Origin of the sequence: Pseudomonas sp. M5, from assembly GCF_016907075.1 — a bacterium.
GTDB lineage: Bacteria > Pseudomonadota > Gammaproteobacteria > Pseudomonadales > Pseudomonadaceae > Aquipseudomonas > Aquipseudomonas putida_E.
This window is the reverse complement of the sequence record NZ_JAFBBH010000001.1, coordinates 2,376,616-2,402,271: the sequence shown is the minus strand read 5'-3', so window position 1 is coordinate 2,402,271 and position 25,656 is coordinate 2,376,616. Positions and strand designations below refer to the sequence as shown.

At 54.2% G+C, this 25,656-nt stretch carries 20 protein-coding genes and 3 pseudogenes; 9 read left to right on the top strand and 14 right to left on the bottom strand.

The window, feature by feature from the left end; genetic code table 11:
• Positions 1-84 precede the first annotated feature (84 nt).
• Positions 85-894, top strand: coding sequence for a tRNA cyclic N6-threonylcarbamoyladenosine(37) synthase TcdA (gene tcdA, locus JOE27_RS10945; protein ID WP_039601802.1), 810 nt, complete (start codon positions 85-87; stop codon positions 892-894).
• Between the two features lie 21 nt (positions 895-915).
• On the opposite strand, the gene JOE27_RS10940 is transcribed toward tcdA, so the two are convergent.
• From JOE27_RS10940 to JOE27_RS10925, 4 genes are all read right to left on the bottom strand, one after another.
• Positions 916-1,326: a SufE family protein gene (locus JOE27_RS10940; RefSeq protein WP_204918738.1), complete on the bottom strand. Its 411-nt coding sequence runs from the start codon at positions 1,324-1,326 to the stop codon at positions 916-918.
• Positions 1,323-2,528 (bottom strand): cysteine desulfurase, encoded by a 1,206-nt coding sequence (locus JOE27_RS10935; RefSeq protein ID WP_204918736.1) that lies wholly within the window; start codon positions 2,526-2,528, stop codon positions 1,323-1,325. The genes JOE27_RS10940 and JOE27_RS10935 overlap by 4 nt, the downstream gene beginning before the upstream one ends.
• Positions 2,529-2,610: 82 nt before the next feature.
• A complete protein-coding gene (gene dapD, locus JOE27_RS10930) occupies positions 2,611-3,645 on the bottom strand; it encodes a 2,3,4,5-tetrahydropyridine-2,6-dicarboxylate N-succinyltransferase (RefSeq protein ID WP_204918734.1) in 1,035 nt (344 codons plus the stop codon).
• A 42-nt stretch (positions 3,646-3,687) separates the two neighbouring features.
• Positions 3,688-4,035: an ArsC family reductase gene (locus JOE27_RS10925; protein ID WP_075043977.1), complete on the bottom strand. Its 348-nt coding sequence runs from the start codon at positions 4,033-4,035 to the stop codon at positions 3,688-3,690.
• 316 nt (positions 4,036-4,351) lie between these two features.
• Between JOE27_RS10925 and JOE27_RS10920 the strand changes: the two are divergent.
• Positions 4,352-5,191: pseudogene (locus tag JOE27_RS10920) on the top strand (cation:proton antiporter); the annotation flags it as partial.
• A gap of 579 nt (positions 5,192-5,770) precedes the next feature.
• Here JOE27_RS10920 and JOE27_RS10915 read toward each other — a convergent pair.
• On the bottom strand, positions 5,771-6,067 hold the full coding sequence (locus JOE27_RS10915; RefSeq protein ID WP_204918732.1) for a helix-turn-helix transcriptional regulator: 297 nt from the start codon (positions 6,065-6,067) through the stop codon (positions 5,771-5,773).
• 83 nt (positions 6,068-6,150) lie between these two features.
• Between JOE27_RS10915 and JOE27_RS10910 the strand changes: the two genes are divergently transcribed.
• The 3 genes from JOE27_RS10910 (at position 6,151) to JOE27_RS10900 (ending at position 10,152) form a co-directional block, all read left to right on the top strand.
• The gene (locus tag JOE27_RS10910; RefSeq protein ID WP_204918730.1) at positions 6,151-6,576 is read left to right on the top strand and encodes a hypothetical protein; all 426 of its coding nucleotides are present in this window, start codon (positions 6,151-6,153) and stop codon (positions 6,574-6,576) included.
• Entirely contained in the window at positions 6,573-6,776 is a 204-nt protein-coding gene (locus tag JOE27_RS10905) for a hypothetical protein (protein WP_204920661.1), read from the top strand. Before JOE27_RS10910 ends, JOE27_RS10905 begins: the two co-directional genes overlap by 4 nt.
• A gap of 1,942 nt (positions 6,777-8,718) precedes the next feature.
• Positions 8,719-10,152 (top strand): hypothetical protein, encoded by a 1,434-nt coding sequence (locus JOE27_RS10900; protein WP_204918728.1) that lies wholly within the window; start codon positions 8,719-8,721, stop codon positions 10,150-10,152.
• Positions 10,153-10,489: 337 nt separating this feature from the next.
• Here the strand turns inward: JOE27_RS10900 and JOE27_RS10895 are convergent.
• A pseudogene (locus JOE27_RS10895) lies at positions 10,490-10,747 on the bottom strand (thiamine pyrophosphate-binding protein); the annotation flags it as partial.
• A gap of 164 nt (positions 10,748-10,911) precedes the next feature.
• On the opposite strand from JOE27_RS10895, the pseudogene JOE27_RS10890 reads away from it, so the two are divergent.
• Positions 10,912-11,259: pseudogene (locus JOE27_RS10890) on the top strand (efflux RND transporter permease subunit); the annotation flags it as partial.
• A gap of 263 nt (positions 11,260-11,522) precedes the next feature.
• Here JOE27_RS10890 and JOE27_RS10885 read toward each other — a convergent pair.
• Positions 11,523-14,177, bottom strand: coding sequence for a TrlF family AAA-like ATPase (locus JOE27_RS10885; protein ID WP_204918726.1), 2,655 nt, complete (start codon positions 14,175-14,177; stop codon positions 11,523-11,525).
• Between the two features lie 244 nt (positions 14,178-14,421).
• Between JOE27_RS10885 and JOE27_RS10880 the strand changes: the two genes are divergently transcribed.
• Complete coding sequence (locus JOE27_RS10880; protein ID WP_204918724.1) at positions 14,422-15,063, top strand: hypothetical protein; 642 nt, start codon at positions 14,422-14,424, stop codon at positions 15,061-15,063.
• 42 nt (positions 15,064-15,105) lie between these two features.
• On the opposite strand, the gene JOE27_RS10875 is transcribed toward JOE27_RS10880, so the two are convergent.
• The 4 genes from JOE27_RS10875 to JOE27_RS10860 form a co-directional block, all read right to left on the bottom strand.
• Complete coding sequence (locus JOE27_RS10875; protein ID WP_204918722.1) at positions 15,106-15,369, bottom strand: LysR family transcriptional regulator; 264 nt, start codon at positions 15,367-15,369, stop codon at positions 15,106-15,108.
• A gap of 93 nt (positions 15,370-15,462) precedes the next feature.
• Positions 15,463-15,924: a methyl-accepting chemotaxis protein gene (locus tag JOE27_RS10870; RefSeq protein WP_239539325.1), complete on the bottom strand. Its 462-nt coding sequence runs from the start codon at positions 15,922-15,924 to the stop codon at positions 15,463-15,465.
• 614 nt (positions 15,925-16,538) lie between these two features.
• Positions 16,539-16,943 carry a hypothetical protein gene (locus JOE27_RS10865; protein WP_204918720.1) on the bottom strand — a complete coding sequence of 135 codons (405 nt, stop codon included), beginning with the start codon at positions 16,941-16,943 and terminating at the stop codon, positions 16,539-16,541.
• Positions 16,944-16,948: 5 nt separating this feature from the next.
• Positions 16,949-17,350 (bottom strand): hypothetical protein, encoded by a 402-nt coding sequence (locus JOE27_RS10860; protein WP_204918718.1) that lies wholly within the window; start codon positions 17,348-17,350, stop codon positions 16,949-16,951.
• A 758-nt stretch (positions 17,351-18,108) separates the two neighbouring features.
• Between JOE27_RS10860 and JOE27_RS10855 the strand changes: the two genes are divergently transcribed.
• The gene (locus tag JOE27_RS10855; RefSeq protein ID WP_204918716.1) at positions 18,109-19,185 is read left to right on the top strand and encodes a hypothetical protein; all 1,077 of its coding nucleotides are present in this window, start codon (positions 18,109-18,111) and stop codon (positions 19,183-19,185) included.
• Positions 19,186-19,311: 126 nt separating this feature from the next.
• Here the strand turns inward: JOE27_RS10855 and JOE27_RS10850 are convergent, their stop codons facing one another.
• From JOE27_RS10850 to JOE27_RS10840, 3 genes are read right to left on the bottom strand one after another with little or no spacing between them, the layout of a single operon-like run.
• Positions 19,312-20,694, bottom strand: coding sequence for a hypothetical protein (locus JOE27_RS10850; protein ID WP_204918714.1), 1,383 nt, complete (start codon positions 20,692-20,694; stop codon positions 19,312-19,314).
• Positions 20,691-21,842 carry an ATP-binding domain-containing protein gene (locus tag JOE27_RS10845; protein ID WP_204918712.1) on the bottom strand — a complete coding sequence of 384 codons (1,152 nt, stop codon included), beginning with the start codon at positions 21,840-21,842 and terminating at the stop codon, positions 20,691-20,693. The genes JOE27_RS10850 and JOE27_RS10845 overlap by 4 nt, the downstream gene beginning before the upstream one ends.
• Before the next feature lie 14 nt (positions 21,843-21,856).
• Positions 21,857-23,263 carry a protein kinase gene (locus JOE27_RS10840; RefSeq protein WP_204918707.1) on the bottom strand — a complete coding sequence of 469 codons (1,407 nt, stop codon included), beginning with the start codon at positions 23,261-23,263 and terminating at the stop codon, positions 21,857-21,859.
• A 622-nt stretch (positions 23,264-23,885) separates the two neighbouring features.
• On the opposite strand from JOE27_RS10840, the gene JOE27_RS10835 reads away from it, so the two are divergent.
• Complete coding sequence (locus JOE27_RS10835; protein ID WP_204918705.1) at positions 23,886-25,532, top strand: Na+/H+ antiporter; 1,647 nt, start codon at positions 23,886-23,888, stop codon at positions 25,530-25,532.
• Positions 25,533-25,656: the final 124 nt, after the last annotated feature.

The following is a 25,656-nucleotide window of genomic DNA, read 5'->3' as shown; positions in this document are numbered from 1 at the left end:
GGTGTTTTCCTAACGATGGAGGTCATCCGCGCTGCTGGCCTATAATGCGCGCCGTTTTAGCGGTATGAGCCTCGGGGTACGAACATGAGCACAGAAGATCCACGCTTTGCAGGCGTTGCCCGGCTGTACGGCGACGAAGGGCTGCAACGCCTTAACCAGGCCCATGTGGCGGTCGTCGGTATCGGCGGGGTGGGCTCCTGGGTGGCCGAGGCGCTGGCGCGCAGTGGCGTGGGTGAGATCACCTTGTTCGACCTGGATGATGTCTGTGTCAGCAACACCAACCGCCAGGCCCATGCCTTGGAAGGGCAGGTGGGGCGCCCCAAGGTCGAGGTGATGGCCGAGCGCCTGCGGGCGATCAACCCGGCCTGTACGGTGCATGCGGTGGCTGACTTCGTCACCCGCGACACCATGGCTGAGTACATCACCGAGCAGCTCGATTGCGTTGTCGACTGCATTGACAGCGTGATGGCCAAGGCGGCGCTCATTGCCTGGTGCCGGCGGCGCAAGATCGCGATCGTTACTACCGGCGGAGCAGGTGGGCAAATCGACCCCACACAGATTCAGATCGGCGACCTCAACAAAACCTTCAACGACCCGTTGGCATCGCGGGTGCGTTCAACCCTGCGGCGCGACTACAACTTTTCGCGCAACGTCAGCCGCAATTATGGGGTGCCATGCGTGTTCTCCAGCGAACAACTGCGCTACCCCAAGGGCGATGGCAGTGTGTGCCTGCAGAAGAGCTTTGTCGGTGAGGGTGTGCGCCTGGACTGCGCCGGGGGCTTTGGCGCGGTGATGATGGTGACCGCGACCTTTGGCATGGTGGCAGCGAGCAAGGCGGTGGAAAAGCTGGTGGCTGGCGCCCGGCGGCCGTCGGAGCGGGTCAAGGCCGAGTAAGGCGCGCGGTCGGTGCTGGGTTCAGTTGGCTGAAACCAGCTCGGTCATCCGCAGTAGCACCGCATGCAAGCCATTGCTGCGCGAGGGCGACAATTGCCGCTCCAACCCCAACCGGGTAAACCACTCGCGCAGGTCAAGCGCCGCCAGCTCGCGGCTGTCGAGCCCTTGCACCCGCACCAGCAGCAATGCCAGCAGGCCACGCAACAACCGCGCATCACTGCTTGCCTTGAACTGCCATTGGCCGTCGTGCTGTTCAGCTACCAGCCATACCAGGCTTTCACAGCCGTGAACGCGGTTGTGCTCGCACTTCTGCGTATCGCTCAGCGGTTCCAGTTGCTCACCCATCTGCATCAGAAGCCGTGCACGCTGCTCCCAGCCGCGGGCGTGCCCGAAGCGCTCCAATGCTTCCTGGGCGGGTGCTGGCAGGTTCATCGCAGCAGCTCCAGGCCTTGATCGAGGGCATCGAAGAAGCGTTGCAGATCATCGCTGTCGTTATACAGGCCCAGTGATACCCGAATAGCACCTTCGAGCCCCAGCCCTTTGAGCAGTGGCATGGCGCAGTGATGGCCGGCACGTACGGCAATGCCCTGCTCTGTCAGCAGGTGGGCGATGTCGGCATTGTGCACGCCTTCGATGACAAAGCTGGCCAAGGCAGCCTGTGGTGTGCCCAGTACCCGCACCCCCTCACGGTCGGCAAGCCCGCGCAGCAGGTGATGGTGAAGGTGGGTCTCGTGGTGCTCGACGGCCTGGCCATCGAGGCTGGCCAGGTAATCGAGCGTTGCCCCCAGGCCGATCACCCCGGCGATCGGTGGTGTGCCTGCCTCGAAGCCCAGCGGTGCCGGGCGGAAGCTGGCACTCTGGTAGTCAGCCAGTTGCACCATTTCACCGCCGAACTGCCAGTGGCGCAGCAGTTCCAGCGCCTGCGCACGGCCATACAGTACGCCGACGCCTTCCGGGCCATACAGCTTGTGGCTGGAGAATACATAAAAATCACAGCCCAGCTGCTGCACATCGTGGCGGCCATGCACCACGCCCTGAGCGCCATCGACCACAGTCAGCGCCCCTTGGGCGCGGGCATGGGCGAGTAACGCTGGCAGCGGCTGCCAGGTGCCGAGCACATTGGACAACTGGCTGACCGCAAGCACGCGAGTACGTGGGCCAACCAACTGCAGCGCCTGGTCAAGGTCGATGCGGCAATGCTCATCCAGTGGCAGTACCACCAGGCGCAGGTTGCGCCGCCGCGCCAGTTGTTGCCAGGGCAGCAGGTTGGCGTGGTGCTCCAGCGCGCTCACGGCGATTTCGTCGCCTGCCTCGAAGCGGTGTTCCAGGCCATAGGCCAACAGGTTCAGGGCCGAGGTGGCGCCGTGGGTAAAGATGACCTGCCGCGATTCGGCGGCGTTGAGCCAGGCGGCGACCTTGTCGCGGCTGGTTTCAAACGCTTGTGTCGCCAGCGCGCCGGGCAGGTGCTGGGCACGGTGCACGTTGGCTGCGCCGTGGCCGTAATAGTGGCTCAGGGCATCGAGCAGGGCCTGGGGCTTCTGGGTGGTGGCGGCGCTGTCCAGGTAGGTCTGGTGCTGCCGTTGCAGGGCGGCGATGGCGGGGAAATCGGCACGCCAGGGGGAGGGCTGGAACATGATCACGGGGCCTGGAATGAAAATCGGGTCTGGCGTGAGTGCGCCAGACCCGATCTTAACACTTCGAACCCTTCGGGAGTTCTCAGTTGTGGGCGTGCAGCGCCTCGTTCAGTTCGATCGCCGATTTGTGCGTCTTGCACTCTACGGCGCCGTTGAGCGAGTTGCGGCGGAACAGCAGGTCGGTCTGGCCAGCCAGGTCGCGCGCCTTGACCACTTTGACCAGCTCATTGTTCTCGTCGAGCAGGTTGACCTTGGTGCCGGCAGTGATGTACAGGCCGGCTTCGACGGTGTTGCGGTCGCCCAGCGGGATACCGATGCCGGCGTTGGCGCCGATCAGGCAGCCTTCACCGACCTTGATGACGATATTGCCGCCACCGGACAGGGTGCCCATGGTCGAGCAGCCGCCGCCTAGGTCCGAGCCCTTGCCAACGAATACGCCGGCCGAGACACGGCCTTCGATCATGCCCGGGCCTTCGGTGCCGGCATTAAAGTTGACGAAGCCTTCGTGCATGATGGTGGTGCCTTCGCCGATGTAGGCGCCCAGGCGCACACGGGCGGTGTCGGCGATACGCACGCCGGTCGGGACCACGTAGTCGGTCATCTTCGGGAACTTGTCCACCGAGAACACTTCCAGCAGCTCGCCTTTGAGGCGCGCTTCCAGTTGCAGCTCGGCCAGCTCGGCCAGGTCGACGGCGCCCCGGTTGGTCCAGGCGACGTTCGGCAGCAGCGGGAAGATGCCTGCCAGGCTCACGCCGTGCGGCTTGACCAGGCGGTGCGACAGCAGGTGCAGCTTGAGGTAGGCCTCTGGGGTCGAAGCCAGGGCAGCGTCTTCGGCCAGCAGGGTGGCGACCAGCGGCTTGTGGCTTTCGGCCAGGCGGGTCAGCAGGGCAGCCTGGGCGGCATCGATGCCTTTGACGGCTTCGGCCAGTTGCGCGGCCTGGGCATTGCTGAAGGTGATGGCCTGGTTGCCACCTTCATAACCGAGGATCGGCGCGACGGCGGCGACCAGCTCGGCGCTCGGCTTGAGCAGTGGCTGTGCGTAGAACACTTCCAGCCAGGTGCCCTGGCGGTTCTGGGAGCCGACACCAAAGGCCAGGCTGAACAGGGTATTGGACATGTGATTACCTCGTGCGAAATAGGGTGCGATGCGTAGATGGACTCAGGCCAGCGCAGCGGCGTACAGGTCAGGTTTGAAACCGACCAGGGTGCGTGCGCCAAGGTCGAGCACCGGGCGTTTGATCATCGACGGCTGGGCCAGCATCAGCTCGACGGCCTTGGCCTGGTCGAGGTCGGCCTTGCTGGCATCGTCGAGCTTGCGGAACGTGGTGCCGGCACGGTTGAGGATCACCTCCCAGCCGTGCTCGTCGCACCAGCGGTTCAGGCTGTCACGGTCGATGCCTTGAGTCTTGTAGTCGTGGAATTCGTAGGCGATGGCTTGATCTTCGAGCCAGGTGCGCGCTTTTTTCATGGTGTCGCAGGCTTTGATGCCGTAGAGCGTGTAGGTCATTGTGTGCATTGGGGCCACAGGCTGCCCCAATCTCTCCATTGCCGAATGTCAGTCGCGCGATTATGCGGGAACGACTCTTTGAGCGCCACGGGTGGGGCTAAATGGGCGCACTCGGGGGGAGGGGGCGTCCCAGTGGCCCTGTTAAGGCTCACGCCATGCCCTGCCAGCCCAACTCCAGTATCATCATGTTACATATTCATCCGCCTCCTGCGACTTTGGTGCAGCGGCCCATGATTGCCCCACCCCGCTAACATAGTGCTTCTGTGGCGATTTTTCGCCCTGGATTGACTTCGGTTCACAAAGGAAGCTTTAACGGATGCAGTCAGCCTATACCGTCCTCATCCTGCTGACGCTGGTAAGCGTGTCGAAACTGGTCGGGCGGGTGATCCCCTTGCCGTTGCCGCTGGTGCAGATCGGTGCCGGTGCGCTGTTGGCCTGGCCGACCCTGGGGCTGCATGTGGCCCTGGATCCTGAGCTGTTCCTTTTCCTGTTCCTGCCGCCGTTGCTGTTTGCCGACGGCTGGCGCATCCCCAAACGCGAACTGTGGCGCATCCGCGGGCCGGTGGTGGCACTTGCCGTGGGGCTGGTGCTGTTCACGGTGGTCGGCGCCGGCTACTTCATCCATTGGCTGCTGCCTAGCATCCCGCTGGCGGTGGCCTTTGCCCTGGCGGCCGTGTTGTCGCCTACCGACGCCGTGGCAGTGTCGGCCATCACCCAGGACCGCCTTCCCACTCCGCTGATGCGCATGCTTCAGGGGGAGGCGCTGATGAATGACGCCTCTGGCCTGGTGACCTTCAAGTTCGCGCTGGCAGCGGCAATCACCGGCGTATTTTCACTGGCCGATGCCAGCTTCAGCTTTGTCCTGGTTGCCATCGGCGGGCTGGCGGTCGGTGTTGCCCTGAGCTGGCTGATTGGCAGGCTGCGGGCCTGGATGATCGCTCGTGGCTGGGATGACCCGGCCACCCACGTGGTTTTCATGCTCTTGCTGCCGTTTGCCGCCTATGTGCTGGCCGAGCGCCTTGGGGTGTCGGGCATCCTCTCGGCGGTGGCCGCCGGCATGATGCAGAGCTGGCTCGACCTGCTGCCGCGCCAGACCAGCACCCGCCTGCTCAACCGTAGCGTCTGGTCGCTACTGGAATTCGCCTTCAATATCGTCTTAGTTTTTACTTGCTTTTCAGGTAAACCTCGTCCTGCTCATCCTATGCCCACCTCAAGTTTCCTAAAAAATCCTGCAAGATCATGGGGTTGCTAGCTTAATTCTGGTCCATCGGCCGATGGGGCGAGGGGCTATCATTTCAGGAGAGTGTAAACAGCCTCGATTTGCGATTTGCCTGACCGAAATGTAAACCTAATTACCTGAATTTTCCGGCAGAAGGGTGCTTGGTCGGGCAAGGAGGTAAACAACCTTACGGATTCACAGGATTTTGAGGTTTACCTTTGTTGACTTACCCGGTGAACTGCCATCTAGCTCCCTCTGCGGACCCTTGATAATCCAAGCACTCGGGTGAGGTCTGTCAGTGGTCACACTGAAGGGCTGCGCCTCCATTAGAAGCGCTGCATCAAATCGGCTTCTCTTACGCATCCTGTATGGATGGGTCCATACAGCATCGATAAAAGCCTCGCATGACATCTGAGCCAATGCAGCGTGTCGCTGCAAGCCTTAACAACTCAGGTGGCTATCTAAAGGTCGCATCATCGCTTTGCACCTACGTTCGATGCCTGAGACACGCGTGTGTTAGCACTTTCTTGCAGTGGTCCAAGGCGCCTCCGCCACCTCTTCACGTACCCTCTCTAAGAGATCCTCTGCTGAAATACCGTCTCTTTCAGCGTAGGTGCATACCAGTAAGGTGATTGGATGGATGTTCATCAGAGGCGCCAAGGCCTCAAGCCTCTCAATGGTAGGAGAGTACATGCCACGTTCCAGTGTACTGATGTAGGTTCTACCACTAACCTCAGAAAAATCATCCTGGCTGAGGGCACTCCTGGTTCGGAACCAGCGAAATACCTTCCCAAAAGCCTTTTTCAGTTCCATTTGCTCAATCCGCAAAAGGAACGATGAAGCCGTTTTGAACAGTATATCACTACACAGTATACTGTTCATTTTGAGGCATTTTTATGTTCGTTTCCGACAGCAAGGCGGAAGTCAAAGGTCTGGCGGCGCTTCTTGAGCCGGGCCAGCGTGGGTGGCACGTCATGCTGAAGCCTCAGATGTCTCCGTGGTTTCACGCTACTTTGATCCAGTGTGGGGAAGGTTTTGAGACCCGCACTGTGGTGTTCATAGGTTCTTTGTCAGCCTTCACTTCTTGGGTGGAAATGGGGGTAGAAGGGACGTTGTTGGAGAGCCTCCAGCTTGTTTCGCCAGCGTGGTTGAGCGGGAATGAAGACTGGGCAATGGATCTGTTAGTAGAGGTGGCGCAGAGTGAGCAGGAAGGAAGGGTGAGGTTCCTACTGCAAGATGGAAGGGCCTTCTACTATCCCGATCCAATTCCCAAAAGCCAGTACGATTACGCGAAGGTGATCTATCGAGCCGTCTCTTCATGAGCGATGATTTGCTGCAATCAGTAATGGGGCTCAATGGTGTTGCAGAGCTCCGACGCGCAAAAGAGACCGCCTACAGCTTCAAGTCAGGCCCTAAACGAACCAACGTAGATGGCAAACCGGACAAAAGGCAGAGAGTCACGCCTGAAAAGCAGAAGGATCATCCGGACCTTAAACCCCGTAAGGACAAAAAGGGGGAGTAGGCCATATGGCAGCTCTCAGAGCTGCCTTTTATTTTGCGCATCAGTAGACCCTACACGCCGATCCAAAAGCGCGATGGTATGTGCTCGATCATGACGGGCGACCAGCTCAGGGGAGCCCCTTGTAAACCACTTTTTTTAACTGTAAACCACTATGGTTTACAGTTAAAAAAAGTGGTTTACAAGGGGCTCATCTCAAGCCTCGGGCCCCTAGCAAATTGGCCAATTCTCCCCAAGTCGCCTTCAGATCTATTCGATCTGCCATAGGGATGATGAGCGGGCATTACGGTGAGGCTTCCGAACTGAGCCAGTTCGAGTTCGAAGACATCCTGGTAGACATGCTCAAGCTGCAAGGGCCCAGGAGGCAAGCATTCATCGGCTAGATGTTCGACAGAAAAACTAACCGCATGGTACGCAGTGCAGGTCTGCAATCTGCCCGAGGCGTGGGGCTCGCGACTGGCCGCGACACGCAACTTCAATGGCACCTCTGCCGCGAAGGCGATGATTGACGAAGGCCTTTTCGAGCGCTTTCGTGGTTAATTGCACTGATTTGACCACCTGTTTGCATTCGACTTGACCAGCCATTTGCATCGGATGTGACCAGCGCACGGTTACGTCTTGACCGGCAGGAGTCGACCCACTGCTGCTTTCCAAGAAGGGCAGCTAACGGCCAAGAACGGACGTTTTTGGACTGCCACGCAGATGGAGCCTAGCGCTGAGTAATGGTAAATGCGCTGCCATACACTTCGAGATCTGCACGTCATGTTGCAACCTCAGCAGACCTATTTCTACCGTGCGGCGTAACCCGCTAGCAATAGACATGCTCCGTACTGATCGAGTAGTGTCGTGAGAGAATTTGCTCCCGCACCTGGTGGAGCAAACGAAGCTGTCCATACATGGTGCATAACTCCCTTATACGGTCATCGGAACGCTGGAAATTTCAGCATAAAAACGGATAGCAAGAGGAGCAAGGAATGTTAGACACCACAGCTTCCGGGGAGTTATACACCAGTTGGTGTCTATTTGCAGTTAGGCTTGGCGGATGATAAGGAATCAAATGAAAATACCCTCAGCACGAGACCCGGCTTCGCGATCTCATATCAATCCAAACATGAGATCCCACATTGATCCTAGGAGGCGGTCTCATATTGATCCCAATAGAAGGAGTCATATTGATCCTCACCGGAGATCTCATATCAATCCCAATAAGAGATCCCATATTGATCCTCATAGAAGGTCACACATTGATCCATTCCGAAGATCACATATCAACCCAAAGCTGAGGTCGGCTATAGACCCTAAAAGGACATCAAGCGTAGACCCGAATAGAACCTCAAATATCCCAGGGCTATACATTTTCTCAGTAAGTTGTCAGCCCGTAGGCTTCACCGTAAAGGCAGATGAAGAAGTAATCCTGATCTTTGACACAGCATCGGAATGGGTTGGTTTTTTGGTTGCAACTGGGGATGGAGCATTTAATCAGTTTGATCTATCAAAAAACTGGGTTGGTTTTTGGTGTGAAACAGGAGAAGGGAACTTCAATATATTCAATATGAATCGGGAGTGGGTTGGATTTACCACTTAAGGCTTATAAGCAGTCCGACGCAAAACGCAGAGCTATAGGCGCATGGCACAGAGACCGTCATCTGTGCCGATGCGGGTTACACTGGCGTGAAAAAGTCCAGAACATTAAGGGCGACCCATGACCTGGCAGATCGCTACGCGAGGCAGCACTTACAAAGTTCTGGGGCAAACGTAGCGCACTTATCAAGGTCAAGCAATCGAAAAAGTGGCGTTCTTAGGGAGTGATCCTAGATAGGGGTTTATCGACTCTCTGCACCGGTGGATGGTCGAGATAGGGTAGATGCCTTTGCTAATTAATGTGGGGTCTGGTAGTGTCTTTTCGTATTTGGACTAAGCGACCAGAAAAGACCTGGGAGGGCCCATGCTTAACTTTCATGAAGAAGAAGTTTTACGTTCAGGTACCGCCGGGGTATTCAGGCTTCATTCACTTATATTGAATATCGAGTCGCTAAACGAACTGTCTCCAGAAGGCGCGGATCTTGACGATGAGTCGGCTTTGCCCTTGGTAGTCGCGCTACATGCGCACGAATATATCCACTACCTTCATAACCTCACGACCAGAGTAGGTCTGGGCTGCCTGACAGACATATTGCTGTTGGTGCTGCCTCTTCAAGCCCAGAAAGTCGAGGATAACACGGGATCTGACACTCATTGTACACAAGGCGTCAAACTCCGGGCGACATTCGATAGCTTGCGCAGATTAAAAGGCTACGTGAAGCATATCCCCCCAGAGTATAAATGGCGCAGGGTGACACGATGGGAGTTTTCTCAGGTCAATCCCGGCCAACTGCGAGTGCCCGCAGTGGTTATAGATCCTGAGCAGCAAGTCGAATTCGATGTGACAGCGATTTTTGATGATGGCGGTGAGTTGCAGTTTAGCTTCTCACCCGGTCTGGAGTTCATTACCGAAGGCATCGCGTATGAGATTGATCGGGATATAAGGATGCGCGCTGGAGTTTCACGCTTTGTGGTCGATGCAAATACCCCTGCGTTTCCCTATCTGGCCTTTGGGCCTCTTCTTGAATTCCTGGCCGGCGGAGAAGTCCCAGCGGAACAACGCGTGATTCTTGGAACTCTGGCTTTGCTTGCACCGAGTCCATCGGTCGCGCTCACATCCCTTAGCGAGCTTCAGGGCTATGAAGAAGGCACCTCTGGCGCTGTATTTTTTACGACTATCGTAAACGACATCCTGCAAGGTTTTTCGAACTATTCCAAGCTGTTCCGGGACTGGTATATTCCACTGTTCTATAAGATTTTTGCGGGTTCGGAAATCCTGTCCAAAGGAATGCAAGTCTATGAACAATTGATACTTAAAGGGTTGAATTCACGCAGTCAGCGCCAGTTTTTGGAACTGGCCTTCCTCCACGAACCTATGACCGTTAAGAACTTCAACAACATTGCGGCGAATCTGTTAGAACGCGTGGTTTTTCAAAGAAAAATAGGGGCTGAGCTTGAAATACGTTGGGAGGGCGCCGAAGGGAGCGTCGTGACCATGTCTGCCGATATGCACGAGGCGTTCGCGGTACTGCAGTCGTGTATTCATTACGTGCAGCAACACCTAAAGGAAACGCATCTTGAGACACAAGCCCCTCTCAGGTCCACACAGTGCCCATTCAGTGGTGCATGTACGGTAGAACATAGGGCTGGGAACCCGGAGATCTGCAGGTCGACACCATGGGAGGCGAGGAACATTTCCGAGGATGGGTCAGTTTGCACCTATCAGGCGGGAGTAGATGCGTTCAGATCAATCCTTGCGCCGCAACCGGCCCAGCAAGACGACTCGCTGCTTTTTTAGGCGGCTCCCACCTTCGATACGATAACAAAGACAGATGGAGGCACCGCTGAAATCTTACCTAGCAATGTTTCTTTGTGGTGCCCGTCATTGGTTCACATGATAGCTTCACGGGCACTCTGGATCTTTTGATAACATAATTTTATTCCATTGCGCGACAGTTTCAAGAGGGCCTCGATGGCCCGCCCCGCATAACCCCGAGCCACGAAGATATGATCGTGATAATCGGCTGCAATGACGTTATTGCTAAAGATATTTCGCCGGCTACAGCCCTAGTTCCTCTGAATGGGTATAGAGCTCTCTCGCTACCCGAGGTATCAGGCGAAGTGATGGCTAGCTAGGCGTACGCACTGGCGGTCACCAGGTTGGTCGCGCCAGGGCCCAGGGTCGACAGGCTGACGCCGGTCTTGCCGGTCAGGCGGCCATAGGTGGCGGCCATGAAGCCCGCGGACTGCTCGTGGCGGGTCAATACCAGCTTGATCTTCGACTTGCGCAGGGATTCCAGCAGGTCGAGGTTTTCCTCACCAGGAATGCCGAACACATACTCGACACCTTCGTTTTCCAGGCATTGCACAACGACATCGGCGGCCTTAGCCATCTTGCTTATTACCTCAGTTATCACGGTTTGAAGCAGGCGAGACGCACCTGCAGGCTATCGACCTCAGCGAGGTGCGCTGACGTCTGTTTGTCCGCTGGCTAGTAACGCGCCTCGGACGAAACCCTCGGCAAGTCGTCGCTCGACGAAATCCCGGTATAGGCTGCTCCCGCATTACGGCCGCGAGGAACCTGGTGCAGAACAGCATCCGCTTGCCTCTTACCTCGGTGCCCGGCCTGTCGATGCCGACCCCGATGGGTGGCAAGGAGCGCCAGATCACCCTCGACCTCGACCCGCAGGCCTTAGCGGCCAAAGGCTTGTCCGCTCAGGATGTGGCCAATGCGCTGGCCGCGCAGAACCAGATCATTCCGGTGGGCACGGCGAAAATTGGCCGCAACGAATTCACCGTGCTACTGAACAACAGCCCAACCGCCATCGACCAGCTCAATGAACTGCCGGTCAAGGTCGTCGACGGCGCACAGATCACCATCGGCCAGGTGGCCCATGTACGTGATGCACTCCAGACGAAGCAGGATCTTCAAGGTCTACAGACCAAGCAGGTAGAGGCATCTATTGGCTTGATGGTATCGCTTGGTGACGGGTGGACTCAGCAGCCAGGCTGATGCTTTCTGCTGCAAATATGGCATATGCGATTCCGAGAACTTTGATTTGCTGCTGCGAGATCCCATCTGCAGAAGTGGCGAGGAAATCGAACAAACGTCTCCCGGCCATTAAAGGCCGGGAGAATTTCTATCGAAATCTCTGAGCTATGCGCCCGCTAAAACTCGTATTTTTCCATGCGTTGGATGAAGGCCTCTCGGCCACCCTCCAATATCCTTGCTACCTGATCGCGGATGTATGCCACGTCAATAGATCCCTGCGCCTCCAGTTCAAGGCGCCCGCGGTTGTCCTCAGTGCTGAACACTCCGATCCACTCGGCGTCGCCGAACACGGGGATATTCGCATTATGTGTCGCGAAGAGAAATTGCCGGTTGGTTTTGGCGTCCCTTAGCTCTGTCACAATCCTCTCAGCAATGAATGCGTTATCAAGGTTGTCTTCCGGCTGGTCCATAAACAGCGGGTCGATGTTGTCCAGAAGCAACATATGCAGGATCGCCGTGCACTGCTGACCGGTTGACAGCTTATTCAGCGGACGGAAAACAGGCTCAGCATCTCCGTGGGCAACGTTCAGTGAGATGTCTACGCGATGTTCCAACTCTAACGCTTCAAGCTCCATGATTTGAGATGATTGAAGCTTCGCGAGAGCATCAGCGACCATTGGCGTCAGACCCCAATCCAGTTGTAGCGATCCGCTGCCTTCTCGGATCGATGCAACCAGTAAGGTTGGGCTGATGATTTCAGCCTCCTCAATCCACGCCAGTCGTTTCTCTCCAATCCCGTCCAGCTTGCATCCCAAAAGGTACGCCACCAGTGGTGAGCGGTCGGCCTCAGGCACCACCTCGACCTTCATTTTGCCTTCCAGCTTTCGGGTTAGCCGTTTGGCCGCTTTCTGCAGCGCAGCTAACCGAAGCGTTCGCAAATCAGAAAGCTCCGCCAGGATGTTTCTTCGCTCTTGCACCAGCGCCTCATGTTGTTGCTGGTGCCCTGGAAGCTTGGCTTCAAGTGGCCGTATACTTTCGATGTCCTGTTGCAACTTCTGGTACGCTGCGCCGATTTCCTGGCCTGATTTCCCCGCTGTGTCGGGAAGTGTTCGGAGCTCTTTCTCCAACTCCTTGTCATGCTCCTGTACCGCAAGCAGCCAAGCATCGTGTTCAGCTTTAAATAGTTGTTGAGTGGCCTCAGCTACGCTTTCCATTTCGGTTATGCGGGTTTCAAAGATCCCTTTGAGTGAGTCCAGGGCTACCCGCATTGTGACCAAGGCCTCCCTATCGGGCACTCCTTCAATTGCCTCATCACCGATAAATGAGAGATCCGGAATGGCTCGACGGAGATCGGCGAGTGCATTTTCGAAGCTTTGCAATGATTCCTTGGCTGTGTTGACTATCACCCGCTCCCTGGCGAGCAAGGACGTCGTGGCCAACTTTTCCGCTACTCCGAGTGTCTCGTAGTCGCGTAGCTGCTCCTCCAAATTCGGAAGCCGTTTGAGCTCTGATTCGACGTCGTCTACCTCGGAATGAGACTTCACAACTTTAAGCCTATTTTCCTTCAAGCGTTTTTGTGCGTCGGCTCTCTTTTGCTCATAGTCGCGATCTTCAGGCAGAAATCGGTCAAGCAGTTGCAACCGGCTAGCTTCATCCTGAGCCAGCTCATAGATTTCATTTTGTCCGTAGATGTCCAGGCCCGGCAACAGTTCTCTGGGAATCATGGTTGACACATCACCAGTGATATCGCGAACCACTGGTAGCTCGCCGTGACGGCGTGACACGGTGTACTGCTTACCGTTCTGAGCAGAAGACACCACAACCACTTCCACTCGGCCCGCCGACCGTCCAATGTTCTCCTTGATGATCTCCTGATGCAGCTTCAAGGCCTGCTTGCCTTTTGGCGCCAAGTCCAAAGCGAAGCGGAGGCATTCCAGAAGGGTCGATTTTCCGGTGCCCCTTCCGCCAATTACAGTATTGAGGTGGTCAGAGAAATTTACCTTCAGACCGTCCAGATAGCCGCCTGTAACCGCCATGCTCAGGACCCTTCCGACCGGGTACTTCGCCGTGTCGGAATTCAACCGGATCCTAGAAGCTGGATCTAGAAAGGCCACCTTGAAGGCCGCGAATGTGGGGCGCGTCATCTTGATCAGGCATGTAGCTCCCGGTTGCTCAAGGTCTACTGGTTTGGCAACGTCCTTCGCGTTGATTAAAGCTACCAGACGTTCGCGCTTGTAGGCGTCATCCTTGTTTTTCAGTACCCGACGGTAAAAGTCGCTTTCCACACCTGCCAGATCTTCTAATGATCCTGGTATCTGTGCAGCTCGCAGTTTTGGAAGCATCCAGACGTGGTTTAGTCGGTTTTTCAGCAATCCGCTGTCCTGGGTGCAGTGTGCGGCGTAGATAAAGCCACCAAGCTGATCCACCTTATCGACCAGTTGTTCCGAGCTTAAGCGGGATGGCCGAACTCCATCCGCCGGATCAAGCAAATCGAGGTTTCCAAGGTATCGTTCAAGCAGTTGTGTACCCGTGCCCTCAGGGAATAGGCATACAAAGTGGGTTTTGTCATTTGCAGCGATTTCAAAGCCCGGAAATACGACGATGCCACAAGGCTCAAGCACCTTTCTCAGGCTATCCACGCTGCTAACGCTGCCGTGGTCGGCGATTCCGACGACCTTGATATCAAGGGCCAGACATTTTTCCAGCACGGCGGTGTTGTATTGCTCTTCCTCAAAGCCATGCTCAGAGCCGCGGTAAGCACTCTGGTAGCTGAACGGATTGACTTGTAATGCACAGCGCCAAAATTTCGCGAAGGTGAAATAATCGTCCATGTTGATCTGCCGCATGGTTTGGAAGGGAGGAGGGGACAAGGTACCCGCCGACTGGGTGGGCTGAGCCAAATGCTGCGACTCACCAATCAGGAATGTATACCTCCAGCACGCAACGTAACTAGCCCGACCGTCTCATTGCTTAACCGGCGGCAGACATAACGAAGGGCGACTTCACGCGTGCTATACACGTGCTTCGGAAACGGCGTGGCGGTTACAGTCATTCATCAGGAGAAGGAGAAAGGTAATGCCGCGAGGTGCAGTCTATTTTGCAGGGATGGCTAAAACTCAGCTGCGAAACCACATCCGTTCGAGACTGAGGGACCGGAGGCTTGAGGAGGTTTTTGAAGATGGCCTCATCTCAGACTTGATCGCAGAAAAACATTACTACTGTTCAGTCCACAACCTGCGTCCAAGCCAATTCCGGATGACATACCGTCCCGGCGGTGGATATGACTTTTACGGCAATTTTGATCCGAATGGTTGGCATAAGGTTTCCTGGACTCAGTGCTTAGCCCCCCGAGATGAGAACGACTGGATCGAATCGGCCCTGCGTTTGGCATCAGCCCCCTTTTTGGCAGCTCGAAGGCATTCATTTCCGATCTGCGAGCGTTGCGGGTTGCTTGCTTCAACCGAAGTGGATCACGTGAATCCTGAGTTTCAGGAAATAGCCTGTCAGGCGATGCTCAGGATGACGGTATCAGAGTTCGAAGAGGCATTTCGAAGCTTCGATTGGTGGAGTGAAGAACCCTTCACTTTACCTGCAGATAATTCCGCTCTCGCCTACACGCTACAAGCCCATCAGGGCGCCGCTCTCCAGGCCGTGTGCAAAGACTGTCATTTGCGAAATGCTGCTGACCGTAGAGCACGGAAGAAGGAGGGCGGCTAAGACTGCAGCAAGCCGATTAAGGGCCTCACTGGCCACCTTACTTTATGGCCGTGGAGGCATGATGATCCTGTCGAGCTCCCCAAAAATCCGCTCCACGCCTTCGGCTATTTTGATGGCGCGTTCGGTCACCACAATGCCATGCGTACCTTGAACCAACAGGGGGTCACACAAGGCCTCCCGTAATCTGGTCAACATGGCATCCATGGCGGTTGAAGGCACTCCAATGTGCATGGCTGCCGCTTGGACATCCCGCTTTTCCAGGAGAGCCCTCAGTGCACGAAGCAGGTTCAAGTCAAAATTGCGCATCTGTCGTTCCTTCGCGTCGCGCTACTGATAGCCAGTCTAGGTGGCTAGTCCGTGCGGAATTTCTTAACCATAGCGTGCAAATCCGTAGCTAATTCAGCAAGGGATTGGGAGGCGGGCGACGGTGACCTGCTTCGCCCCCTCCGAGGTCTGAACAGAGACGTTACGTATGGTCAGAATGTTCTGGTCTACCGCGCGTGCGACACGAGCCTGCTCTTCGGTTGCTGTCGTGATCTGAAGGTTCTGACGACTGATCTCACTGCTGTTTTCGACGATGCTTTCCAAGGCAGTGCTTGCCTGTTCTGCTTTGATCAGCACCTCTTGGGAGCGGGCGTTACTGAGCTGCATGGATTTGACGGTCTTCTCGGTGCCCATCTGGATACTTCCTATCATCTCCTCGATTTCTCTTGTCGATTGGGATGTGCGGTGCGCGAGTGCACGGACTTCATCGGCGACGACAGCAAAGCCCCTTCCCGCATCACCAGCTCGGGCGGCTTCAATAGCCGCGTTAAGCGCTAGGAGATTGGTTTGCTCGGCAATGGTCCTGATGACCTCCAATACCCTGCGCCTGATCAGCTAGCCCTTCGACCTCCTGGGCGCTAGACAGCACCTCATTCGCCAAACTGCAAAGCGATGCCAACGTTTCCTCCATGGAGCGTTGGCCATTGACCGCATTTTGTTGAGAAGTTTGAGTGAGCTCCAAGGTGAAGGCGGCGTTGCGAGCAACCTGCTCGATGGCGACCGACATCTCGGTTACAGCAGTAGCGGCCTGGCGAACACCTTCCCGATCGCTTAAGCCTGGGGCTTAGCGATTAATCGGGAAGGTGCTGAGATTTACTGGGGTTATCAGTTGTCGGTCACGTCTTTACGCAACTTCATCTGTTTGTGGCCTACGTTTTGGCAGAGCGCCTGGGTGCATCGGGCATTTTGTCAGCGGTGGCAGCGGGAATGATGCAAACGAGAATTATGCCCCCCAAAAAAAGGTACTAGTAGTGAGCAAGTGAGTGTCTGGCTTTGGCCAATGTAATGAGTGGTGGGCGTACTCTTCACCGGGCATTTCACGTATCCAAGCCCACAGCTGACACAATCGCTCATCGCTTCTTCACAGCTCCAGACTCCCCACATGGATGAGCGCGCCCCTAGGCCCCACCAGTCCGGGCCTTCTATACAGGTCAAAAAACCCGCAGTGAGCAATCGCTTTCTTTGATATGGCATTTCAAGGCGTGGGCATCGAGGAAGTCCTCCAGCCCTTGGCGTGCTAGTTTCATGTTCACGTTTGGCCCAATGGTTATTTCCTGGATAAGCGAGCGTGGAGCTGGATATTCAAAGTATGGGATTATCAGTCCCGCGCGGCTACGGAACTCAATCGGATGCTCTTTCGTTGTTTGTGATTGAATGATGAGTCTGGTTTCGCGTTCGTCATAAAATTCTGGGGCTTTTACCGCGCAGATATGAAATATAAGATTGCTGACAGTCGTGATCGTGGCATGTTCTACGTCATATTTCGATTTTCTTATTTGATCGATTATTGCTGTTGGTGAGATTATCTTGTCAATCTCTTGCTCGTGGTAATCCACTTTTTCTAGTCGGCATACAACATTTTTTGTTCTTCGAAAAAGCTGTCAACTAGTAACGCTTCACGAGAAAACTCAATCGCATAACCGGCGTTTTTTGGGCAGTAGGACATCCATTGCCTTAAGTTGTCACGGGCTTCGGAAAACGAAACTATGTAAACATTCCTTAGCTCTAGATTTTTATACATGAATTCTGGAAGAAGGCAGTATAGAGCTTCAGTCAGTCTGACTTCACGTTCAGGGCTGTTTCGAACCTGTGCGCTGATTTCTGAGCAGCGTCTTTCGACTAACTCAAGACCTGCATGCATCTCCATTGAGTCGTTTAGAAAACGAACGTCCGTGGCCCATAGGCCCTGATGCTTAACAATACCCATCAATCCGTGGGCATCTGTGTAATGGAATAAGCTCATAGCTGCGCAGTTCGTCGACTGAGGTAGTAAAAGTGGCGACATGATGCATGGGGAGGGTTTTGGTCAGCAAGTATATTTTCTGTGCCGCCATGAGCCAGCCTCTTGATCTCGTTCTTTACAGTATGACATCAGGGCAGGCGCCGCTGGGTGGCAGAGCTGTCTGGCGAACATTTAGATTTGCTTAGAGATCGAGCCGTGTCTGCTGGAGCTGTGGCTGAGTACGACAGAGGGGGTTAGAACTTAACCCCGTTTACCCCTGAAAAACTAAGATTTAAGGCCCTATTTCAGGAACTCCTTGTTTTAAAGAACCGAGAAGTAGCGGTAAAGGCCTAGCTACTGGGTTGGACAAAGCATTCTTCAATACTGACGAAAGGTGGATGGGCTCAACTGTGATGATCTGGGGGGCTTCGTGCTAAGCGGAGGGTGAACGTGATGGAGTCGATCTTGTTGTACGCACCCTTGATAAGCGGCGAAATCGGTGGGCTCCAAGGTTTATATGCTGCTCGTCCCGGATAACCTAAGCCACTAATTTGTGCAGTCGCTGGCTGAGCCTCTGGCTGGCATGAGGCGCTCATGGCCTGGCTAACGAGGCCATTTGCCTCCAAGCGACGACTAATTTCCTACCCCCTCCGTGCTTGGATGACATCTGCACAGAAGGCTGCCGCCATTTGTCGCCAGTAATCTCATTACGCTATCATTCGGGGCCGCTTGAGCCTGGATGCTTGGCGATCGATAAATGAATTTTGGATGGGAAACCAGTGAGTTCATCAGAACCTGATTTGTTGTTGACGAAGGCAAAACACACCGTCGAGCGCAAACGGCGTGGACGTATAGTGAGTATGTTTCTTCCCGCTTTAGTGGGCACTATGCTTATTCCAGTAATTACGTATTTTTATGATGTGCTCAAAGCAAACGCTCTTGTGTTGCCGATTAGTTTTCTGGCCATTATTTTGATTGGAGGAGCGGCGGGTTTCGTAGTAATAAATTATCTTCAGACAGGATTTGAGCTATCTAAAGATGATGAGGTAGAGGTCGAGCTTACTAGGCTTCGAAATCCACTATCTATAAAGGGAATGCTGGGGCCAGAGATGGCGACGTATAAGTTGAAAGCTCCGGCTGTGCTTGTTGAAGAATTGAAGAGCTTGCGCGAAGACTTTGAAAGTGTCAAAGGTTTGGTTGATGTTGATGCCTTCATGCGTGTGAGCAAAGAGGATGGTGAGTATCGCCGAAACTTTCTCAGTGATTCGGCGGCAGAAGTTGCCGAAAAAGCAAATGCGATACTGAGTTCGCAGGTAATGAAGCTCTTGAAGAATGACATGACTCAGAAGTTGTTCGAAGAGTGCCGAATGAGACTGCTGCAAGAAATTAGAGATCTAAATCGAAAGGGTAGTATCAATCTTTCTATTGGTGCGGCTATTTCAGCCATAGGCATTCTTTTGCTGGGTGCTACTCTGGTCTTTGAGGTGGTCGGAAGCACAGACTTAATGGCTCTAATTTCTCATTATTTGCCAAGATTGTCTTTGATTGTATTGATTGAAGTTTTGGCGTATTTTTTCTTGCGCCTCTACAAGGCTAGTCTTGCTGAAGTTAAATATTTCCAAAACGAGCTCACAAACATAGAGGCTAAACAGATAGCGGTGAATGTGGCAAGAGAAGCTGGGGACTGCGCGATGGTTGGAGTGGTTGTAGCCAAGCTTGCTGACACCGAGCGCAATCATGTGCTTACTAAGGATCAGACTACAGTCGAACTTGAGAAAGCCAAGTTGGAAAGTGAGTCTAAAGTGGCGTTCGGTAAGTTTGTAACTGATTTCTTTCAGAAAGTGAAGTCTAATTGATACGCGCAGTAGCTGTGGAGGTTTAGGCTCACCTTTGAGTCTATTCAATCAGGTCGGTTTCGGTATGAACGACCTCGGGCCAAGCCTTCGAAGAAGGCTGTGACCCTTGATTGCTAAACTGATACGCTACTGGTCGATAGATTTTTTCTTGGGATACCCGCGTCGACCACCATAAGGATCTGGATAGCCATCTGGTACTTCGTTAGTACTGCCGCTTAGCATGGACATCGCCTGATCGATCCGAGCTCTATATTCGTTTATCAGTCGGTTAGCCTGGCGATATTCATATTCAAGGTGATCGCGTCTTCCTCTTTCGTAGGGGGATTCTTGTTGCTGAGCACTGCTGTAGTCAAAATTCACACATACATAGGGGACTAGCTCGACTTTCAGTTCGCGGGCAGCGCTGGTCTTTTTCAAGAAAGCGTCCATTCCACCTCGCTCAAGTACTTTCAGTTCTGCATAACATATATCGGCAATGTTGCTATGGTTCGTGGGATTTGCCGCCTTTATAAGTCTATAGATTCTGTAGCCCAAGCCTTCCATGGCGCCCAGAATTTCCTCTGGAGTAAGCAGTGCAGCGTACATTGCGTACCAGAAAACGATTTCCGGTCTGCCAGTGTTTCTTAGTAGATCGAGATGCTCCAAGGAACCGGGTGCTACTTGAGTGGCGATAAAGGCACAGAGTGCAGATGTAGAGCTATTGCTTTCAGAGGTTATGGAATACTTAATGGCTTGCTGCAGGTAAGATGCTCGCTCTTCGCGGGTAGCTAGCATCAAATTTTCGAGGCTAATATCAATCCCATATTGTTTGGTCAGATCAAGCCAGGTGCTGTTAAGCGATTTTTTGTCCTTCCTGTACAGCGCTTCTGCCAGGGTCTCTGGATATCCCGAAGGGCGCGAACCGTTGGTGAGTCTCAGGTAGCTATTAAGAGCTTCGGTGGCAGCTGTTATAATTTTGCGCAGTGATTCGCGGGGGGCTGAACTATTAACAGCCATATATGTTTGATACCATTTAACAGGTATCTCGTCCGAAATTATATTTGGTTCACATATATCTAGCGCAGAAGTCCATGCGTAAGAAAGCGTTTTGGTGCATTTTGAGAGGCTAATGTTCCTCCAGTTGGACTTATCTTCGATATGGAGGGCGGCTTCAGCCATTGTCATAGCAATGAATGGCGCTAGCTCTAAAGGCGCGCTCTTTCGCTTGTACGCATGGAGTCGATGTTCTCTAAGGCTGAGCACGCGGGTGTAGGCGCTGACAGGCGTTGCAGCAGCAGGTGTCGAATTCAAGGCTGTGAAAATATGTTTTAAATCTTCATCAGATGCAATGAGGCGATCTGGAAAATGAAACTCAGCAGAGGGGCGTGAGTCCCATTGCAGGTTAATTAGACCATTATCGGGCTCGGTGCCGCTTGGTTGTACAGTTGCTAGTGCGACCGTATTGCGACTCCCGCCAAGCCATAGCTCGATAAAATCTTTTCTGTTTAAACTCAGGTTCCACATATTCATTTCCCAAATAGCTGTTTAGTTTCCACGACCTTTCTGTCGGTAGCAAATGGAAGACATGCCGACTGAAGGTAGCCTGGGATTCCTTCATGCCAATAAAGGGTCAATGCTGTCTTAGCTCTTGTTACGCCAGTGAAGATAAGGCGTTTTTGCAGCTTGCCTGTTTTATGGAGGTGATCCAGACCTGCGATGTGCAGTGCGCGGAACTCTAGGCCTTTGGCTGCAGTAAGGGTTGATAGCCAGATTTTACGTGATGGGTCGAACCGGTTGGAGGCATTCGCCCTGGTGAGGAATTCACCAAGCCCCGCTTCTGTCAGCCTGGCTTCTATGATGTTCAACTCATCATTTCGCGGGGCCAGAATTCCGATCAGATCATCGGGGTATGCGAATTGTTGCCCCACAATCTGATCTGCCATCGCCTCGATCTGTTGATCTAATGTCAGCCCTGACCTAGTTGTGGTTTTGGAGGGGTAGTCTTTTTCGTTATAGTTGGAGTGCGGCTGCATCGGTGAATACTGGGGGTATCCGCTGTAGATACCGTCAGCCAAACGGCATATATCCCTACCGTTTCGGAAGTGATAGGTCAGGATGTGTTTCCTCTCGATGCAACTCTCCAGTGTTTCAAGGCAATCTTCGATTTCATAAATTTTCTGACGGCTGTCAGCTGTCGCCACAAGAATTTTCGACAATTTTGACAATAAGCGAACTTCTTGGGGGGTGTAATCTTGCGCTTCGTCGAGGAGGAGAGCGTCGAATTGTACGCCAATCTTGCCATCAGCGATAAGCAGTTCCAAGGCGTCGGCACGTTTCTGGCGAGCGTCCATCAAACTTAAATCCGTATCATCAATGTCTGCTTCTTCGGACTGCAGAATCATTTTGAACAGGGCGGTATGAGTGACTACCTTATCTGCCGGAAATTTGTATTGGGTTCCGCCCATCTGAATGAAAGTTCTCAGAAGCGATCCGAATACCACCACATACAAGTTTGGATAATCGCCCAAGAAAAGCTGGTTGGCACGCAGTAACAGAAGGTTGGTTTTGCCGCAACCAGGTGGGCCTTGGATCATAAGGTGCGCTTCAGGAGGTATGTCGAGCAAATTAGACTGCTCTTCGATCAGCTCGTCCGCGTCTTTCCACCAAGTGCTAGACATTCCTTGAACTTCCTTTATTCAACGGCCAATTTTATGGGTTGTTTAACAGAGGGTTCATGACCCATCTCGATTGACATGTAGGCGGCTTCCAAAAATCCCACCAAGGTTTTCTGCAGGTTGGGGCTGTCCAGCAGACCTGCCACATCTCCGGCGTAGAATTTTTTGAACGGCTTCAGGTCGTTTGCTGTGATCGGGTCAATTGAAAGAGCGGCTGCTGCACTCGCTCTGATCACGGGTGAGCCATTGTTGAAGTCAAGGAGCTCAATGAGATAGCCAACGCTCAGCCGGTGGGTCAGGCCGAGGTCGTCGTCTTGAGCGAACTGCAGGCAAATTCTAACGCAACGCTCCGCCATACACTTGTCAGAATATGTTGCCCGAACTGGGAAAGCATTCAAGCCGTTCAGTAAGATGACAATTCTCGTTTGAAAGCTGTTACTCAGATCATCAAGGAAGTGCCTGATGTCCCGTTCACGCGGTTCTGATTCGACGTATTCGGCAACTTTGGCTTCTTGATGATACCGCTGCCGGTGGCTGATTCGTTGTATCGCTGCGGTCAATTCGTCAATGTTTTCCTGCTGAGGGGTGAAGTCGTTCCAATCGACTAGCTCTAGACGGGTGGATGGCCTCTTGGTGAGGCAGCATTTGGCCAAAAAGGCGAGTTTGGGGTCGTCGGAAACGATCTCAGGGGTGATTTTACCTACGGCCTCTACTAGCTTCGAGAACGGTTCGCTGTGCTCATCGAAAAGCACTTTCCTCATCAGCAGATCATGTAAGACCGCGCCTATCTGGTAGAAGGTGACAGCACGCCAGCCTTCGATGGTGTCTTCTTCCTCCCGCATTAGGAACTCTGGGGAACTATACCGAAGGGTGCCGATGAAGAATCGTTGGTCAACGTCAGTCAAATCAGACAAGCCGATCGGCAACAGTACGCCGAGGTCGAGGAGCACCGCGCGGGTAAAGTCATCGGAGATCGCGATGTTCTCTGGCTTGATGTCCCGATGCGCCAGGCCGCGATCTTCCAGAAACCGCGCAGCTGACGCGATCTGGGAGATGATGTTCGGTATGGCGGAGAGCGGAATGTTGGCGTTCTGGTCGTGTAGGTTTTTGAACGGTAGGCTTTCCATGACCACGTAGAGATGTCCCGTATCTAGACACTTGCCACCATCGTAGATGCGCACAAGGTTTTCATGGCTCGCATTGACCAGCCCCTGCTCTCGCATGATCCGTTCGAGCTGCGTTGCTTCGCCGTAACGCTCGATGAGCTCGGGGTGAAAGACCTTGATAGCTCCAGCCTGGTTACCCTTGGTTGCAGGAAGCACAACCGCCGACTTACCGTTGCCGTAGAAGCCTTCGACTAGCCAGCCACCGACGTGTATACCTTGCAGGCTGTCACTGAGTATTTTCGCTTGAGTCTTATCCACCCGGAAATCCTTTTGAATGGGCGTTGGGCGTCAATCCGCACCAGTATGCCTATATTAATGGCCTGCGGAGTGGGCTCGAATAGGGCCGTTTTTGCCATTGGCAGGATAGCGTCTTTCAAAGGGACAGGCTATGCCGTTAAACCCCGATTTTACGGGGTTAAAAGCGGTGTAACACTGTAGGAAGGAGGGCCTTTGTACGCCTGCTACCAAAGCAATTCCTGCGCTGGGCGCTGCTGTTAGCAATGATCGTGAGGCGTGATGGTTCATCCAGGATCTGGGCTGCCGATCCGCTTTACTGCAGTCGCAGCTTGCCATTAATGGCCCGGTGCCAGTCAACCCGCCATAGACTATAAAGTACGCGGAGATGAGTTTTACAGCTCCTTCTCAGGTTATACCTGCCAACGAGCAAAATTTTGCTCTAAAGGCGCTTACAGCCTAGGTACTTGGGTGCACCAATATCTTGAGCCAGTGCTAGCAACATAATGTTACAGATCTTGTGGCCAGCTCCGACCATGGTGCGGCGGCCAGCTCGCCCGATTACGCCTTAACATATTGTTTCAAATGGCGATGTCTTCCTGTAAGACCTCGCTGCGCTTCACTCGGATTCGAGGAACCCTGTCCTATGCAGTCTGCCTATACCGTCCTAATCCTGCTGATGCTCGTGAGCGTCTCCAAGCTAGTCGGGCGGGTGCTCCCCATTCCATTGCCACTGGTACAGATCGGCGCTGGTGCGCTGTTGGCCTGGCCGACCCTGGGTTTTCACGTTGCCTTGAACCCTGAGCTGTTCCTATTCCTCTTTCTCCCACCGCTTCTTTTTGCAGATGGCTGGCGAATTCCCAAGCGCGCGCTCTGGCGCATTCGCGGCCCCGTGGTGGCCTTGGCTGTGGGCCTCGTTTTGTTCATCGTGGTCGGCGCCGGGTACTTCATTCACTGGATTCTGCCGAGCATTCCACTGCCAGTTGCCTTCGCGCTGGCGGCAGTACTTTCTCCGACGGATGCCGTGGCGGTGTCGGCCATCACCCAAGGGCGGTTGCCAACGCCTCTCATGAACATGCTGCAAGGCGAAGCGCTGCTCAACGATGCATCGGGTCTGGTCACGTTTAAGTTTGCCTTGGCCGCAGCGATTACTGGCGTGTTCTCCCTTACCGATGCGAGCCTGACATTTGTCATGGTTGCACTAGGCGGCCTTGCGGTTGGGGTTACTTTAAGCTGGCTGCTTGGTCGTCTGCGCATGTGGATGATCACACGGGGATGGGATGACCCGGCGACGCACGTAGTATTCATGCTTCTGCTGCCGTTCGCAGCCTATGTCCTGGCTGAACGCCTTGGCGTGTCTGGCATACTCTCGGCGGTGGCCGCTGGGATGATGCAGAGCTGGCTCGATCTGCTGCCCCGCCAAACTAGCACTCGACTGCTCAACCGTAGCGTCTGGTCGCTCCTCGAATTTGCATTTAACGGACTCATATTTCTACTGCTCGGATTGCAGTTGCCAGACATCATCAAGGCGGTTGTCAGTCTCGAGACTTCCTTGTGGCCGACACTGGCGTATCGCTGCTTGGATGTACTGGCGATCTTCGCAGTGTTGATCTTGCTGCGCTTCGTTTGGGTGCAAAGCATTTGGAGAGGAATCGGAGTGGTTCGCCGCTGGCGGGGCAAACCCGAACTGGTACTCGTACCAACCGCCCGCTCATGTTGGTTGCTGACACTGGGCGGTGTGCGAGGAGCGGTGACCTTGGCTGGTGTTATGTCGGTGCCACTGCTGATCGCGCCTGGTGCCTCGTTCCCGGAGCGTGATCTGCTGATCTTCATCGCGGCGGGGGTAATCCTGCTGTCGCTGATTTCGGCCTGTATCGCGTTGCCTGTATTGCTGCGCGGGGTGGACAAGAGTCCGGATGAAACTCTGCAGCAGGAGGCCCAGGAGGCCTGGAAGCGCACCGCAGAGGCAGCCATTCATGCGTTGGAATCGGAGGAGGTTGTTGAGGCAGGCACGGCCCCGGATGCTGCCCAAGCTGCTATGGCTACTGAGCTGAAGGGGCGATTGATGGCCGAGTATCGTGAGGAGCTTGAGAGCTACAACGATACCGATGAAGCGCGTGCTCTTGCACAGCAGATGGATCAGCTTGAGCGACGCTTGCGGCTGAAGGCTTTGCGTGCCCAGCGCCTGGAACTCTATAACCTGCACCGCAAGCACCTAGTCGGTGATGAAGTGGTACGCAAGGTGCTGGGCGAGCTGGACATGAGTGAGGCGAACCTGGGGCAGGGCAGGTGAGGACTGCTGAAGGCGTCGAACATTACGAATTAAACAGACATCATGCGGGAGGGACTTGATCACTGATAGGGCTTCGCTGTGCCAATGATCGGGCAGGATACAAGGGATCAACGTGCAAGTGGCA